The 16,086-nt window shown below is 66.0% G+C and carries 14 protein-coding genes; 8 read left to right on the forward strand and 6 right to left on the reverse strand.

Annotated elements, in window-relative coordinates:
- Positions 1–106: 106 nt before the first annotated feature.
- The 4 genes from HDG37_RS12300 to HDG37_RS12315 all read left to right on the forward strand — a co-directional run bounded on the left by HDG37_RS12300 (position 107) and on the right by HDG37_RS12315 (position 4,774).
- Positions 107–769 carry a lactate utilization protein C gene (locus HDG37_RS12300; protein WP_184047553.1) on the forward strand — a complete coding sequence of 221 codons (663 nt, stop codon included), beginning with the start codon at positions 107–109 and terminating at the stop codon, positions 767–769.
- Positions 770–899: 130 nt separating this feature from the next.
- Positions 900–2,291, forward strand: a complete 1,392-nt coding sequence (locus HDG37_RS12305) for a sodium:proton antiporter (protein ID WP_409260105.1) — start codon at positions 900–902, stop codon at positions 2,289–2,291.
- A 48-nt stretch (positions 2,292–2,339) separates the two neighbouring features.
- On the forward strand, positions 2,340–3,329 hold the full coding sequence (locus HDG37_RS12310; RefSeq protein WP_090801203.1) for a D-glycerate dehydrogenase: 990 nt from the start codon (positions 2,340–2,342) through the stop codon (positions 3,327–3,329).
- A complete protein-coding gene (locus tag HDG37_RS12315; RefSeq protein WP_184047558.1) occupies positions 3,326–4,774 on the forward strand; it encodes a DNA recombination protein RmuC in 1,449 nt (482 codons plus the stop codon). Before HDG37_RS12310 ends, HDG37_RS12315 begins: the two co-directional genes overlap by 4 nt.
- 18 nt (positions 4,775–4,792) lie before the next feature.
- Here the strand turns inward: HDG37_RS12315 and HDG37_RS12320 are convergent, their stop codons facing one another.
- From HDG37_RS12320 to HDG37_RS12345, 6 genes are all read right to left on the reverse strand, one after another.
- The gene (locus HDG37_RS12320) at positions 4,793–5,275 is read right to left on the reverse strand and encodes a GNAT family N-acetyltransferase (RefSeq protein ID WP_018421300.1); all 483 of its coding nucleotides are present in this window, start codon (positions 5,273–5,275) and stop codon (positions 4,793–4,795) included.
- Complete coding sequence (locus HDG37_RS12325) at positions 5,275–5,550, reverse strand: hypothetical protein (RefSeq protein WP_008923126.1); 276 nt, start codon at positions 5,548–5,550, stop codon at positions 5,275–5,277. Before HDG37_RS12325 ends, HDG37_RS12320 begins: the two co-directional genes overlap by 1 nt.
- 100 nt (positions 5,551–5,650) lie before the next feature.
- The gene (glp, locus tag HDG37_RS12330) at positions 5,651–6,967 is read right to left on the reverse strand and encodes a gephyrin-like molybdotransferase Glp (RefSeq protein WP_184047561.1); all 1,317 of its coding nucleotides are present in this window, start codon (positions 6,965–6,967) and stop codon (positions 5,651–5,653) included.
- 61 nt (positions 6,968–7,028) lie between these two features.
- Positions 7,029–7,655, reverse strand: a complete 627-nt coding sequence (mobA, locus tag HDG37_RS12335) for a molybdenum cofactor guanylyltransferase MobA (RefSeq protein WP_184047564.1) — start codon at positions 7,653–7,655, stop codon at positions 7,029–7,031.
- 11 nt (positions 7,656–7,666) lie between these two features.
- Entirely contained in the window at positions 7,667–8,776 is a 1,110-nt protein-coding gene (gene moaA, locus HDG37_RS12340; RefSeq protein ID WP_184047567.1) for a GTP 3',8-cyclase MoaA, read from the reverse strand.
- A 193-nt stretch (positions 8,777–8,969) separates the two neighbouring features.
- Positions 8,970–12,188: an Rne/Rng family ribonuclease gene (locus tag HDG37_RS12345; RefSeq protein WP_184047570.1), complete on the reverse strand. Its 3,219-nt coding sequence runs from the start codon at positions 12,186–12,188 to the stop codon at positions 8,970–8,972.
- Positions 12,189–12,912: 724 nt separating this feature from the next.
- Here HDG37_RS12345 and HDG37_RS12350 point away from each other — a divergent pair.
- The 4 genes from HDG37_RS12350 to HDG37_RS12365 are packed head-to-tail and all read left to right on the forward strand — an operon-like array spanning position 12,913 to position 16,057.
- Positions 12,913–13,962: an RluA family pseudouridine synthase gene (locus HDG37_RS12350; protein WP_184047573.1), complete on the forward strand. Its 1,050-nt coding sequence runs from the start codon at positions 12,913–12,915 to the stop codon at positions 13,960–13,962.
- On the forward strand, positions 13,955–14,614 hold the full coding sequence (locus tag HDG37_RS12355; RefSeq protein WP_184027976.1) for an HAD-IA family hydrolase: 660 nt from the start codon (positions 13,955–13,957) through the stop codon (positions 14,612–14,614). Before HDG37_RS12350 ends, HDG37_RS12355 begins: the two co-directional genes overlap by 8 nt.
- Complete coding sequence (locus HDG37_RS12360; protein WP_184047576.1) at positions 14,611–15,027, forward strand: Rieske 2Fe-2S domain-containing protein; 417 nt, start codon at positions 14,611–14,613, stop codon at positions 15,025–15,027. The genes HDG37_RS12355 and HDG37_RS12360 overlap by 4 nt, the downstream gene beginning before the upstream one ends.
- Positions 15,028–15,055: 28 nt before the next feature.
- Complete coding sequence (locus HDG37_RS12365; protein WP_184047579.1) at positions 15,056–16,057, forward strand: S49 family peptidase; 1,002 nt, start codon at positions 15,056–15,058, stop codon at positions 16,055–16,057.
- Positions 16,058–16,086: the final 29 nt, after the last annotated feature.

Consider the following 16,086-nt stretch of genomic DNA (forward strand, 5'->3'; position numbering starts at 1 on the left):
CGCGATCGACTGGCGGCAATATGCCGTTCGGCCAGGGTGTTCGCGCGGAGCGCGGCCGGTATAATCCTCGCCATATCGCACGGCCGTCGACACGAGGATTTCGCCCATGGACACATCGATCGCCCGCCGCAACATCCTGGCGCGCATCCGCGCCGCGCAAGAGCGCGAGCCCGAACCGAGCGCCGCCGAGCGCGAAGCCGCGGCGGACTATCTCACGCGTCATCCGGCCGGTCCGCGTCCGGACATGCCCACCGATCTGCGCGCGCGCTTCATCGAGGAAGCGCAGAAAATGGCGAGTACTGTCGACACCGTTCAAACCTTCGCCGATGTACCCGCAGCCGCGCATCGCTATCTGACGCAACACGGTTTGCCGTTGCAGGCCATCGCGTGGCAAACGCTGCGTGATCTGCCGTGGGCCGCAGCCGGCCTCGCCGTCGAATTTCGCAAACCGCAAGACAATGACGTGGTCGGTCTCACCGGCTGTTTCTGCGCGACCGCGGAGACCGGCACGCTCGTGTTGCTGTCCGGTCCCGAGACGTATGCGTCGGCCGGGCTGCTGCCAGAGACGCACATCGCGATCGTGCCGGGCTCGCGGATCGTCGCGGGTCATGAAGAGGCGTTCGACCTGATCCGCAAGGAACGCGGCGAGCTGCCGCGCGCGGTCAATTTCGTGTCGGGACCATCGCGCACCGGCGACATCGAGCAGACCATCGTGCTGGGCGCGCACGGCCCCTACCGGGTGCATGCGATCGTCGTGCAGGATGCTTGAACGCGTCGCGCGGCGGCGTGCCAGCGCATACGCGACACACGCGTTATCTGTCGTGCGTGCGGTTGCAAGCCGTCGCGCGGCCTGTAACGGCATGAATTCGCAGGCGGGCCGGTGGCTCGCCGTTGCGTCGATGCTTGCGCTGTGCTCGCCGTCCGTGCAGGCTGAGACGCTCCTCGACGGCGCGCGCTTGTCGGCGTTGTGGGGCTTGCCCTTCGCGGGTGTGCTGCTGTCGATCGCGATCCTTCCGCTGATCGCGCCAGCCCTCTGGCATCACCACTTCGGCAAGATCGCCGCGGCGTGGGCGCTCGCGTTCATCGTGCCGTTTGCCGTGAGCTTCGGCGCGAGCGCGGCGCTCGGCGCGCTCGCGCATGCCATGCTCGACGAGTACATCCCGTTCATCATCCTGCTGACCGCGCTCTATACCGTCGCAGGCGGCATCTGCGTACGCGGCAACCTGCATGGCACACCGCGTCTGAACACCGCGATTCTCGCGCTCGGCACCTTGCTCGCGAGCGTGATGGGTACGACCGGCGCGGCGATGCTGCTGATCCGCCCGTTGCTGCGCGCAAACGACAATCGCCGCCACGTGACCCACGTGGTCGTGTTCTTCATCTTCCTCGTCGCGAACGTCGGTGGCGCGCTGTCGCCGCTCGGCGACCCGCCGCTGTTCCTCGGTTTTCTCGAAGGCGTAAGCTTTTTCTGGACCACTACGCATCTCACGCCCCCGATGCTGTTCGTGAGCGGCCTGCTGCTTGCCGTTTTCTATGCACTCGACTCGTACTACTTTCACCAGCGCGAGGAAGCGCGTTCGGCTTTCCTCGATCCGACGCCCGACGGCGCGCCGCTCGGCATCGACGGCAAGATCAATTTCGTGCTGCTCGCCGCGGTGATCGCGTTCGTGCTGATGAGCGGCCTGTGGCGCCCGCAAATCACATTCGACGTGCTCGGCACGCACGTCGCGTTGCAAAACATCGTGCGCGACGCCGCGCTGATCGTCGTCACGCTGCTATCGCTCGCGTGGACACCGCGCGCGGCCCGCGCGGGCAACGACTTCAACTGGGCGCCGATCGAGGAAGTCGCCAAACTGTTCGCCGGCATCTTCGTGACGATCGTGCCGGTTATCATGATCCTGCGCGCGGGAGAGGCCGGCGCGTTCGCGGGCATCGTCCATCTGGTCAATGACCCGTCAGGCGAGCCGCGCGACATCATGTACTTCTGGGCGACCGGCCTGCTATCTTCGTTTCTCGACAACGCGCCGACCTACCTCGTATTCTTCAACCTGGCCGGCGGCGATGCGCAGACCTTGATGACCACCGGCGCGACCACGCTCGCGGCGATTTCGGCCGGCGCCGTGTTCATGGGCGCGAACACCTACATCGGCAACGCGCCGAACTTCATGGTGAAGGCGATCGCGCAATCGCGCGGCGTGCGCATGCCGAGCTTTTTTGCGTATCTGGGCTGGTCCGGCGCGGTGCTGCTGCCGTTGTTCGCGCTGACCGGCTGGCTCTTTTTTGAACGCTGACTCTGCAACGCCGAGACAATCCCTCGACGTGCGATACGGAGACTTGCATTGCAGAAAATCCTCGTTGCCCGTTCGATCTTTCCCGACGTGATCGACCGGCTCAAGCAGTACTTCGACGTCGACTGGAACGAGGGCGACGTGTTGCCCGCCGACGAACTGAAGCGCCGTCTCGCGGACAAGGACGGCGCACTGACGGCCGGCGAGATGATCGACGCGGGCGTGCTCGCCGCGGCGCCGCGTCTGCGCGTCGTGTCGAACATGGCGGTCGGCTACAACAACTTCGACATGGCCGCGTTCAACGCGGCGAATGTACTCGGCACCAACACGCCGGACGTGCTGAACGAATCGACCGCCGATTTCGGCTGGGCGCTGATGATGGCCGCCGCGCGCCGCATCGCCGAATCGGAGCACTGGCTGCGCGCCGGACATTGGCAGAAGTGGAGCTACGACGGCTTCCTCGGCAGCGACCTATACGGTTCGACGCTCGGCGTGATCGGCATGGGCCGCATCGGCCAGGCGCTCGCGCGGCGCGCGCAGGGCTTCAACATGCGGGTCATCTATCACAATCGCTCGCGCGTCGCGCCGCAAATCGAGGCCGAGCTGAACGCGGAGTACGTGTCGAAAGAGGATCTGCTGCGGCGCGCCGACCACGTCGTGCTGGTGCTGCCGTACAACAAAGGCAACCACCACACGATCGGCGCAGCCGAACTGGCGCTGATGAAGCCGAGCGCGACGCTCACCAACATCGCGCGCGGCGGCATCGTCGACGATGCGGCGTTGGCCGACGCGCTGCGTGACAGGCGCATCGCGGCGGCCGGTCTGGACGTGTTCGAAGGCGAGCCGCAACTGCACCCGGCGCTGCTGAACGTGCCGAACGTCGTGCTGACGCCGCACATCGCGAGCGCGACCGAAACCACGCGCCGCGCCATGGCGAATCTCGCCGCGGACAACCTGATCGCGGGCCTCGGCGCAGGACCGCGCGCCGGTCAGCCGCCGAATCCGATCAACCCAGACGTGATCGGCAAGGCGCGTTCATGACAATGATTCTGGTGGCGGCCGTCGCGGTGCTGGCGGTTGCCCTCGTGATCGCACTCGCCTTGCTGCTACGCGGTCACGACCGCACGGAGCAGCGCGAACAGTTCGAGGTGCTGAACGAACGCGTCGATGCCGTCGTCGACGCGCAGGCGCATACCGCCGAGCGGCTCGAGCGGCAACTGCGCAACGACATCGCCGAGACCGCGCGCGTGTCGCGCACCGAGCAAAGCAGCGGCTTCGCGCATTTTCAGCAGACGCTCGCCGCGCAGTTCAGCAGCATGACGACGGTGCAGGGCGGCAAGATCGACGGCTTCGCGCAACAGCTCGACGCCGTGCGTCACAGCCTGCAGGCACAGGCGCAGCAGGCGCGCGACGAGCAGGGCCGCTCGTTGAAGCAGTTCGGCGACACGCTGAGCCTGCAACTCGGGCAACTAACCGAGGCGAACGACCGGCGCTTCGCCGAAGTGCGCGCGACGATCGAGCAGCGTCTGAAGGACATCGAGGCGAACAACGCGACGCGGCTCGAGGAAATGCGCCGCACCGTGGACGAAAAACTGCACGCAACGCTTGAGCAGCGTCTCGGCGAGTCGTTCAAGCTCGTGTCCGACCGGCTCGAACAGGTGCATCGCGGCCTCGGTGAAATGCAGACGCTGGCGGCCGGCGTCGGCGATCTGAAGCGCGTGCTGACCAACGTGAAGACGCGCGGCACGTGGGGCGAAGTGCAGCTCGAAGCCTTGCTCGAACAACTGCTGACCGTCGATCAATACGCGAAGAACGTCGCGACGGTGCCGAAGAGCGCCGATCGCGTGGAGTTCGCGATTCGTCTGCCGGGGCGGCAGGAGCCCGGCGGCGCGAATACGCCGGTATGGCTGCCGATCGACGCCAAGTTCCCGCGCGAGGACTACGAGCGGCTGATCGAAGCGCAGGAGCGCGCCGATCCGGTCGCGGTCGAGGAAGCATCGCGCGCGCTCGAAGTGCGAATTCGCGCGGAGGCGCGCACGATCGCGGAGAAGTACGTGGCGCCGCCGCATACGACCGACTTCGCGCTGCTGTTCCTGCCGACCGAAGGCCTGTACGCGGAAGTGCTGCGCCGACCGGGGCTCACGGATCTGTTGCAGCGGGACTATCGCGTGACGATTGCGGGGCCGACCACGCTGACCGCGTTGCTCAATAGTCTGCAGATGGGTTTCCGCACGCTCGCGATCGAAAAGCGTTCGAGCGAGGTGTGGCAGGTACTCGGCGCGGTGAAGACGGAGTTCGGCAAATTCGGCGACGTGCTCGCGAAGACCAAGGCGCAGCTCGAAACCGTCACGCGTTCGATCGAGGCCGCGGAAACGCGCACGCGCATGATGAACCGCAAGCTGCGCGACGTCGAGGCGTTACCGGGCGACGAGGCGAGCGGGTTGCTCGGCGATGCGCTGTCGAATGTGGAGCCTGATGAGCAATGAGGGGCGAGGCGCTGGAATTCAGGCCCTTGCAGCCAGCCGCGCCAGCGCATCGCCCGTCACGCGCACGACGCGCCAGTCCGGCAACACCGTCGCCCCCATCTTCTGATAGAAGCTGATCGCCGGCTGATTCCAGTCGAGCACGGTCCACTCGAAGCGCGCGCATTGCCGCTCCACCGCCAGCGCCGCGACGTGTCGCAGAAGCGCGGTGCCGAGCCCGCTGCCCCGCTGCGCGGGCTGCACGTAGACGTCTTCAAGATAGAGCCCGCGGCGGCCCGCGAAGCTCGAAAAATTGTGGAAGAACAGTGCATAGCCCACGATGCTCCCCGCGTCTTCGGCAACCAGCGCTTCGATCGACGGCCGCGCGCCGAACAGCGCGTCGCGCAGGCTATCTTCCGTCGCGACGAAGATGTGCGTGAGGTTCTCGAACTGCGCGAGTTCGTAGGTGAGCGCGAAGATCGCGCCGGTATCCGCGGGCTTGGCGGCGCGGATCGTCGCGGGCATTACGCTTCTTCCGGTGCGTCGGCCAGATGGATTTCGATACCACCGAAGCGCGACGCGACCCAGTTGTAGGCGTGGCACGCGATCCACAACAGCACGAAGCCGAGGATCGCGTTCAGCAGCAGCGCGCTGAACACCGTGCTCAGCTCGACCGAGCCATAGCGCACGAACGCGACCACCACGCCGAGCAGCACGATCGGCACCGAGAACGTCAGATAGACGAGGATCAGCGCCTTGGCCGTCTGTCCCGGTGCGATGAACGAGATCTGTTTTTTCATGTAAGTCAAACCCGTGTGTCGTGGTAGTGATAGTGGGTGGAGTGTCGATGAAGTGCTGCTGTGGAGCCGATGTCGTGCGATCGATGCGCCGCCTGGAACGTCAGATGAGACCGTCGAACAGCATGATCGACACGCGATCGCCGACCTCGATGTCGCCCTCGTCGTGGCCGAGCACGATGAAGCAGTTCGCTTCGCTCATTGAGCTCAGCACGCCTGAGCTTTGCGACCCGGTCGGGCTCACGTGCCAGTGTCCTTGCGCGTCCTGTTCGGCGATGCCGCGCTGGAATTCGGTGCGGCCCGCGCGCTTGCCCACCGCCACGCGGCTCGTCGCGTGAATCACCGGCAGCGGCCGCGGCGTCGCGCCGGCCATCAGCAGCAGCGCTTCGCGCACGATCTGATAGAACGTCACCATCACGGCGACCGGGTTGCCGGGCAGGCCGAAGAATAGCGCAGGTTTGCCGAGCCCGGGCTTTTCGCCGGACCACAGGCGGCCGAACGCGAGCGGCCGGCCGGGACGCATCGCGAGACTCCAGAAGGCGACGTCGCCGAAGGTCTGTAGCAGCTGCTTCGTGAAGTCCGCTTCGCCCACCGACACGCCGCCCGAAGTCAGCACCACGTCGGCGTTGGCCGCGGCACTGCGCAGCGCGGCTTCGAGCGCGGCCGGCTCGTCACGCACGACGCCGAGATCGAGCGCGTCGATGTTCAGGCGCCGCAGCATCGCAAACAGCGTGTAGCGGTTGCTGTCGTAGACCGAGCCCGCGTCGAGCGGCTCGCCGAGCGAGCGCAGTTCGTCGCCGGTCGAAAAGAACGCGACGCGCAAACGCCGCCGCACGCTGACTTCGCCAATGCCGAGCGACGCGAGCAGGCCGAGGTCCGAGGCGCGCACGATGCGGCCGGCATGCAGCGCGACGTGGCCGCGCGCGAGATCTTCGCCGGCGCGGCGGCGGTTCGCGCCCGCCGCCACCGCGCCGGCGGCGAAGCGGATCGACGTGGAATCCGCACCGTCGCGCTGCACCTGTTCCTGCGGCACGACGGTGTCGCAACCGGCAGGCATGCAGGCGCCCGTCATCACGCGCACGCACTGGTTCGCCGCGACGCGGCCCGCGAACGGATGACCGGCGAGTGCCTTGCCGGCAACCGTCAGCTCGACGCTGTCCGCGCCGCCTCGCATAGCGGCCGCGAGCGCCGCGTGATTGAACGCGTAGCCGTCCATCGCGGAGTTGTCGTGCGCGGGCACGTCGATCGGCGACACGATGTCGGCGGCTAGCACGCGGTCGAGTGCATCGCGCAACGCCAGGCGCTCGACGGCCGCGACCGGCGTCGCCCACTGCCGGACGATCGCCTGAGCGGCCGGGACGGGTAGCGCATGAGGATCGTACTGCGCGACGCAGCGGGAAAAGTCGTTGAGCGTGGTCATGAATGGCTGGGCGTCGCGACCGGTGATGGGCGCGGCTGTTGCCGTGCGGCCGGAGCGGATGTCAGCCGGGGCCCCGATTGCGTTCGAGGTCGGCGAGTTCTTGTAACGAGTTGGCATTGTAGAACGCGCGCTCGTCGGCAAAGACGACTTCGACCGTCTTGTGGCGCGCGTACCACGCGCGGACCTTGCGCTCGCCGGAAGCCAGGAACGCGGCCAGGTCGTCCGCGACGGCGGTGCGCATCAGTGCGAATACCGGGTGCAGGGAGGTTTCTCCACCGGTGTCGACGGTGGTGACCGTTGCGATCTCGGCGTGGTTCGCGTCGAGCGCATCCGCGAGGCGCGCGGCGAGGTCGGCTGGTAGCCACGGCGAATCGCAGGGCGCGCTCAGCAGGTACGCCGTGCCGGCGGCGCGCAGTCCGGCGAGCATGCCGGCGAGCGGGCCGGGAAAGTCGGGAAGGGTGTCGGCGACGAGCGTTGCGCGATATGGCGCGCCGAGCGCCGCATAGGTGTCGGGATGGCGGTTCGCGCTGATCATCAGCGGGCCGGTCTGCGGCGCGAGGCGCCGCAGCACGTGAGCGGCGAGCGGTTCGCCGTGCAGCGGCTGCAACCCCTTGTCGACGCCGCCCATGCGCGTGCCGCGCCCGCCCGCGAGCACGAGGCCAGTGATCTGTTCGCGGGGGATGGACATGCGTCGGCCGCTCAGCCGCCGATGTAGGACATTTCCACGCGACGCTTGGCCGGCTCGCCCTGGTCGGCCGGCTGGCTGCCGCGCAGCTGCGAGTAGCGGTCGCCGCGGCCCTGCCAGATTTCGGCGATGGCGGTGGCGATCCCGGCATCGCTCGCACCGCCGCGCAACAGCGCGCGCAGGTCATGTCCGGTCGATGCGAACAGGCACAGGTATAGCTTGCCCTCGGTCGACAAACGCGCGCGCGTGCAATTGCCGCAGAACGCGCGGGTGACGCTCGAAATGACGCCGATCTCGCCGCCGCCGTCGGCATAACCCCAGCGTTGCGCAGTTTCGGCGGCGCTGTGCGCTTCGAGCGGCACCAGCGGGAGATGCTCGGCGATGCGCGTGACGACCTCGGCGGAAGGCAGCACTTCGGTCATGTTCCAGCCGTTCGAGGTGCCGACGTCCATGTACTCGATGAAGCGCAGCACCGCGCCCGTGCCTTTGAAATGACGCGCCATGGGGACGATTTCGCCGTCGTTGGTACCGCGTTTGACGACCATGTTTACTTTGACCGGCGCGAGCCCGACCGCATGCGCGGCGGCAATGCCATCGAGCACGTCGGCGACCGCGAAGTCGGCGTCGTTCATGCGGCGGAACAGCGCGTCGTCGAGCGCGTCGAGGCTGACGGTCATGCGCGTGAGGCCGGCGTCCTTCAGGCTGCGCGCCTTGCGCGCGAGCAGCGAGCCGTTGGTGGTCAGCGTGAGATCGAGCGGATGGCCCGCAGGCGTGGTCAACCGGGCGAGCCGTTCGATCAGGAATTCGAGGTTTTTGCGCAGAAGCGGCTCGCCGCCGGTCAGGCGAATTTTCTCGACGCCATGCGCGACGAACAACTGCGCGAGCCGCTCGATCTCCTCGAAACTCAACAATGCGCTGTGCGGCAGGAAAGCATAGTCCTTGTCGAACACTGCGCGCGGCATGCAATACACGCAGCGGAAGTTGCAGCGGTCCGTCACCGAGATGCGCAGATCGTGCAGCGGACGCGCGAGCGCATCGTGCAGCACGCCGCTAGGTGTCTGCACTGGGCCGGTGATGACCGGCGCCGCGCTGAGATCGGCAACAGGGATGATGCGTCGTGACATGAAATGCTTCGTCGGGTGCTTTAACGGACGTGGATGATTTGATTCTATCGGAAATGCCGGTGGCGGCAGATGCGCGACGGACGTTGTCGGGGTATACGGGGAGCGGCGCGGCTCGCGGCTCGCGGCGACAAATGACCGCCTAAAGAAAAAGCCCGCCGGAAAGGGCGGGCTTTTTCACGAACAACGACGCGGCTTACTGCGGATGCTTGATCGTTTCGACCTGTTGCATCGGCGCGTGGTCGTCTGGCGGCAGCGCCTTGCGCTCACGGATCACGCGCGGCGGCTTGACCGTCTGCGCCGCCGCTTCCTGCGCGGCACGCAGTTTGTCGGCGTCGGTGTTCACCCAGACCAGGCCAGCCTGCTCGAGGATCGGCTGCAAGGCGTCGGCAGGTGCGGCGGCGGGGGCTGCGCTGCGGACGGGGGCCGGCTGCGGGGCCGCGGCGACGGGCGCCGGTTCGACCACGGCCGGTTCCGTTGCGACGACCGGTTGCGGCTCGACGATTTCGGCCTGCGGTGCCGGCACGGCTGCCGGTACCTCGACGATCGTGGCCGGAGCCGCGGTGTCGAGCGCAGCCGGGACGGCTCGCGGTTCGGTCGGGACGGTCGGGACGGTCGGCTGCACTTCCAGGGCCGGTTCGACTGCCGGGGATTCGGCATGCGCGGCGGATTCGACCGAAGCGGCCGGCGTAACCGGTTCGCTCGCGGCCGACGCGGCTTGCTCTGCCTGCGCTGGCGCTTCGATAGCCGGCTCCGCCGCCACGGGTTCGATCGACGCCGCCGGGGCCTCTTCCACCGGCACGACCTTTTCGGTCTTCGCGGCATTTTCCGCGGCGAGAGCCGGCGTTTCGGCTGCCGCATGCAGTTCGGCCACGACGGCGCTTTCCGTTGCGACAGCGGCGACCACCACATCGACCGGGGTCACTTCCTTCGCTTCGCTGGCTGCAGGCGTGTGCTCGACCGGCTGCTGGGTGCGCACCGGCGCTTCGTCGCTGACGGCAACGTTGTCGCCTTCTGCTTCCGCGACATCCGCCGCGAGATTGCCATTCACGTCCTCTTCACGCTCGCGACGACCACCACGACGGCCGCGGCGACGACGACGACGCTCTTCGCCGTCACGTGCGACTGTTTCCTGATCGACCGGCACGCCGTTTTCACCGGCTGCGGCGCGGTTGCGCGCCAGTTCGTCGGCGGCTTGCGTGTCGGTTTGCGTCAGCGCCGAGGCGGCTTCCGCCTGCGGCTTGCGACGCTCGCCACGCTCGACGCGTTCAGCGCGCTCGCGACGCTCACCGCGTGCCGTGCCTTCGACGGCTTCCGCGCGCTCGGCGCCGCGGGTGTCGCGTTCGCGAGCCTCGCGCGGCTCACGCGCTTCACGCGGCTCGCGAGCCTCACGCAGTTCACGGGCCTCACGCGGTTCGCGTTGCTCACGCGGCGCGCGCGGTTCGCGACCCTCGCGTGCCTCGCGGCCTTCGCGTTCCTCGCGACGCGGCGACGGCTGCTGACCTTGCGCCTGACGGCCGCCGGTCACGCCTTCGCCACGCGCTGCCGCGTCGCGACCGCCTGCGCCGCCACGGCGATTGCGGTTGCGATCGCCGCCGCGCTCGCCCGTGCGCTCGGTGCGCTCGCCGCGTTGCGGACGGGTCTGCTTGTCGGTGGCGGCCGGCGCCGCGGGTGCCGGAGCAGCCGGATGCATGCCGAACAGGTTCTTCAGCCAGCCGATGAAGCCGCCACTGGCCGGCGTCACCGCGACCGGAGCGGGGGTAGCCGCCGGGCGGGCCGGCGCGCTCGGAGCCGGCTTCTCGGGCGTGATGCCCTTGACCGCCGCTTCCTGCTTCGGCTTCACTTCCTCGGTGCGCTTGCTGTAGCCGGTTTCCGATTCGAGTTCGCGGGCCGCTTCTTCGGCCATCTTCCACGATGCGCGCGGCTCGTCGAGGCGCGCGTCGTCGTGACGCAGACGCTCGAGCTTGTAGTGCGGCGTGTCGAGGTGCTTGTTCGGGATCAGCACGACGTTGACCTTGAAACGCGACTCGATCTTGTTGATTTCGGCGCGCTTCTCGTTCAACAGGAAGGCGGTCACTTCGACCGGCACCTGGCAGTGGATCGCCGCGGTGTTTTCCTTCATCGCTTCTTCCTGAATGATCCGCAGCACTTGCAGCGCGGACGATTCGGTATCGCGGATGTGGCCCGTGCCGTTACAGCGCGGACACGTGACGTGGCTGCCTTCCGACAGCGCCGGACGCAGACGCTGACGCGACAGCTCCATGAGGCCGAAGCGCGAGATCTTGCCCATCTGGACGCGGGCGCGGTCGTGCTTGAGCGCGTCTTTCAGGCGCTGTTCGACTTCGCGCTGGCTCTTGGCCGATTCCATGTCGATGAAGTCGATCACGATCAGGCCGCCCAGGTCGCGCAGACGCAACTGGCGAGCGACTTCGTCGGCGGCTTCGAGGTTCGTGCGCGCGGCCGTTTCCTCGATGTCCGCGCCCTTGGTGGCGCGCGCCGAGTTCACGTCGATCGCGACGAGCGCTTCGGTGTGGTCGATGACGATCGCGCCGCCCGACGGCAGCGGCACGGTGCGCGAGTACGCGGTTTCGATCTGGTGCTCGATCTGGAAGCGCGAGAAGAGCGGCACGTCGTCGTGGTAGCGCTTTACCTTGCCGACGTTGTCCGGCATCACGATGTCCATGAAGGCGCGGGCCTGGTCATGGATTTCGGTCGTGTCGATCAGGATTTCGCCGATATCGGGCTGGAAGTAGTCGCGAATCGCGCGGATCACGAGGCTCGATTCGAGATAGATCAGCATCGGCTGGCCGGCCGTGCCACTTTGCGACGCGGCTTCGATTGCGCGCCACAGCTGCATCAGGTAGTTCAGGTCCCACTGCAGCTCTTCGGCGCTGCGGCCGATGCCGGCCGTGCGCGCGATGATGCTCATGCCTTCCGGCAGTTGCAGCTGCGCCATGGTTTCGCGCAGTTCCTGACGGTCGTCGCCTTCGATCCGGCGCGACACGCCGCCGCCGCGCGGGTTGTTCGGCATCAGCACCAGATAGCGGCCCGCGAGCGAGATGAACGTGGTCAGGGCTGCGCCCTTGTTGCCGCGTTCTTCCTTTTCGACTTGGACGATCAGTTCCTGACCTTCCTTCAGTGCGTCCTGGATGCGTGCGGAACGCATGTCGACGCCGTCGCGGAAGTACTGGCGGGCGACTTCCTTGAACGGCAGGAAGCCGTGACGGTCTTCGCCGTAGTTGACGAAGCAGGCCTCGAGCGACGGCTCGATGCGCGTGATGATGCCCTTGTAAATATTGCCTTTGCGCTGTTCGCGGCCGGCGGTTTCGATATCGATGTCGATGAGTTTTTGCCCATCGACGATGGCGACGCGCAGCTCTTCCTGCTGCGTCGCGTTGAACAACATTCGCTTCATTGAACGGCTCCAGAGCGGCCTCGCCGGCCCAGCTGCGCGGTTGTCAGTCGCGAGAGCGGGGAGAGTAGGCGTGCCGCGTCTTATTGTGTTTTCACAAACACGCTGGAGCGGGAAAGATGGCGGGAGAATTGCCTGAGAGGGCCCAGCCCGATAAAAAAGGGCACGGTGCCGCAGGGCACATGCGAACACGGCTTCAAATCATGGCCTGACACGCCGCGTTTAGCCAGCAGACCTTCATAAGTCTTCGCCCTCTGAAGCCGGCGCGCCAAATGGGCGCGCGAGCGAAGGGCCGAAGTCCGCGGTCATGCCGCAACGGGAAGTTCGCGCAGGCGGCGCGTCTTTTCCTGCTGGGGGTGTCTCGCCTTCTTTTGACGTCGCCTTGTCTTGTACTTTCTACAAGACGCCTTGGGCGCACGCCGTATTTTCGCGACTTGCAGCTTCGTCCAACTGGGCGTCATACCACCCGGATCACGAAGCTGAAAGCTAAATTCTTTTTTACCAAAATTCCGTTACCGTCGAAGCCGACCTTGACCGAACGCGCCTGCGGGCGCCGTCCCTGCCGGGAGCTGACTTCGTGCGTGCAACTTGTTGCATCTCATTTTCAGGGCGAGCAACCAGACCCCGGCGCAAGTAAAATAACGGTTTATCGCTTGCGCTCGCGCAATCCGCCGCATTCCGGACACTGCGCCGGCCGTCGCGGACTGCTGGGCAAATTATATTCAGAATGAAACAGTTAGGCAAAACATCCCAGAGATCGGTTGCAGGCGCGGTCGAAGACTCGGTTTCAAGCGACCAGGTTTCGCTGATCGAAATCGACGACCGCTCGGCTGGTCAGCGCATCGACAATTTCCTGCTGCGCGTCTGCAAGGGCGTGCCGAAAAGCCATATTTATCGCATCCTGCGCAGCGGTGAAGTGCGCGTGAACAAGGGCCGGATCGACGCGCAGTACCGGCTTGAACTGGGCGATATGGTGCGTGTGCCGCCGATCCGCGTCGCGCAGCCGAATCAGGCCGCAGCCCGCGTGCCCGTGCCCGTCGCGGGCTTTCACATCCTGTTCGAAGACGAGCACCTGCTCGTGATCGACAAGCCGGCCGGCGTTGCGGTCCACGGGGGCAGCGGTGTCGCGTTCGGTGTAATCGAGCAGATGCGCGAGGCGCGGCCGCAGGCGAAATTCCTGGAACTCGTGCATCGGCTGGATCGAGAGACCTCGGGCATCCTGATGCTCGCGAAGAAGCGCGCGGCGCTCGTCAATCTGCACGAGCAGATTCGCGATAACCGGATGGACAAGCGCTACTACGCGTGCGTGCACGGCGAATGGGCGAGCGACTGGGGTCGCCGCCGCGCGGTAAAGGAGCCACTTCACAAGTACCTGACCGCCGACGGCGAGCGCCGCGTGCGCGTGCAGGCCGATGGCCTCGCTTCGCACACGATCTTCAATCTGATCGAGCGCTGGCCGGAATATGCGCTGCTGGAGGCGGAACTGAAGACGGGGCGTACGCACCAGATTCGCGTGCATCTGCAGCATCTGGCACTCCCGATCGTCGGTGACGCCAAATATGGCGATTTCGCGCTGAACAAGGCGCTTGCGCGCGCCAACGCGAAGCCCGGCATCAAGCGGATGTTTCTGCACGCTTACCGGCTCAAGCTCACGCATCCTGCGACGGGCGCGCCGCTGCAGTTGGAGGCACCGCTGCCTGCCGACTGCCGCGGCTTTATAGAACAGCTCAACGAACTACGCACTGGGTTCAACCCGGAGACGACCTTGCATGGCTAGAGAGCAATTCGATCTGATCGTGTTTGACTGGGATGGCACGCTGATGGATTCCACCGCGCATATCACGCGCAGCATCCAGGCGGCGTGCCGCGATCTCCGCCTGCCGGTTCCCGCGGACGAAGCCGCGAGCTACGTCATCGGCCTCGGCCTGCGCGACGCGCTGCAGATTGCCGCGCCGACGCTCGATCCGGCCGACTACCCGCGGCTTTCTGAGCGTTACCGCTTTCATTTTCTTGTAAAAGACCAGACTACCGAGCTGTTCCCCGGCGTGCGCGAGATGCTCCAGGAGTTGCGCGACGTCGGCTATCTGCTCGCGGTCGCGACCGGCAAGAGCCGCGTCGGGCTCAATCGCGCGCTTGACCAGGCGCGCCTGACGAGCCTGTTCGACGGCACGCGCTGCGCTGACGAAACCTTCTCGAAACCGCATCCGGCCATGCTGCACGAGCTCACCCGCGAATTGGGGCAGGATACGGCGCGCACGGTCATGATCGGCGATACGACACACGATCTGCAGATGGCGCTCAACGCCGGCGTGGCGGGCATTGGCGTGACTTATGGCGCGCATCCGGCGAATTCGCTGAATGCGATGTCACCGAAGTTCGTGGCGTCGAGCATCAGCGATCTGTCCGGTTGGCTGCGGGAGAACGCATGAGCGCCGACGGCGTGGATACTGCTACCGCCGCGGCTGCGCAGGCTGTGCGCATTTGCGCGGCCGACGAGCTGATCGACGGTGGCGACGGCATCCGGCGCGACGCGCGGCTCGGCGGGCAGGATGCCGTGGTGTTTTTCGTCCGCCATGATGGCTGCGCCTACGGCTATTTGAACCGTTGCGCTCATGTGCCGATGGAGCTCGACTGGCAGGAAGGGCAGTTCTTCGAATCGTCCGGCGCATACTTGATGTGCGCGACACATGGCGCGATTTACGCGCCGGATACTGGCAAATGCGTCGGTGGTCCGTGTCGCGGGGGCAGATTGCGTCCCGTGCAGGTCGAGGAACGCGACACGCTCGAGGGCCGTGCGGTATTCTGGCTGCCTGACGGCGATTTGCTGCCGGTTACGCGCTGATTTCCTCTTCCAATTTTCCACTGTCCGCATGTCCGACAACTTGACCCCCGAAAAGGACCCTGCCTCGGGAAGTGGCTCCCGTGCACCCGCCGACCAGCCCGGCTGGGAAAGGGCCGCGCTCGAGCGCATCGCGCTCGCCGCGATCAACGAGCAACGCGCCGCGCGACGTTGGCGGATTTTCTTCCGCTTCGTGTTCCTCGCAGTGCTCGCACTGGCGGTATGGGGTGCGCTGAACCTCTCGGGCGAGCGGGTCGCTACGACTGGCCGTCATACGGCAATGGTTTCGCTTGATGGCGAGATCGCAACGGATGCGAGTGCGAACGCCGAAGATATCAACACCGCACTCGATTCCGCGTTTGAGGATTCCGACACAGCCGGCGTGATTCTTTATTGCAACAGCCCGGGCGGCAGTCCAGTGCAAGCGGGCATTATCAACAGCGAAATTCGGCGATTGCGTGGCAAATATCCGTCTATTCCGCTGTATGTCGTGGTCGGCGATATGTGCGCATCCGGCGGCTACTACGCGGCCGCGGCGGCGGAAAAGATCTATGTCGACAAGGCGAGTATCGTCGGTTCGATCGGCGTGCTGATGGACGGATTTGGTTTCACCGGCCTGATGGACAAGTTGGGGATTCAGCGCCGACTGCACACATCGGGTGAGAACAAAGGCTTTTTTGATCCGTTTTCGCCCGAAACGCCGAAGATGGACGAACATGCGCAGGTTATGCTCGATCAGATCCACGCGCAGTTCATCGACGCGGTGCGTCAAGGGCGCGGCAAGCGTCTGCATGAGACATCGGACATGTTCTCGGGTCTATTCTGGACGGGGCAGAAGAGCGTCGAACTTGGACTCGCGGACGGTTTTGGCGATGCAGATTACGTCGCGCGTGAGATCTTCAAGGCGCCGGATATCGTCGATTACACGGTGAAAGAGAGCATTACGGATCGCGTTGCCCGCAAATTCGGCGCGGCCATCGGCGCCGGCGCGGTTCGGGCGATGGCGCTCGGCGCGAAAATGAATCTGCGTTGAATCCACAGTTTTAAAAGGACGCCCACGCG

This window comes from Paraburkholderia sp. MM5384-R2 (genome assembly GCF_014201025.1).
In the GTDB taxonomy this organism is placed as follows: Bacteria; Pseudomonadota; Gammaproteobacteria; order Burkholderiales; family Burkholderiaceae; genus Paraburkholderia; species Paraburkholderia tuberum.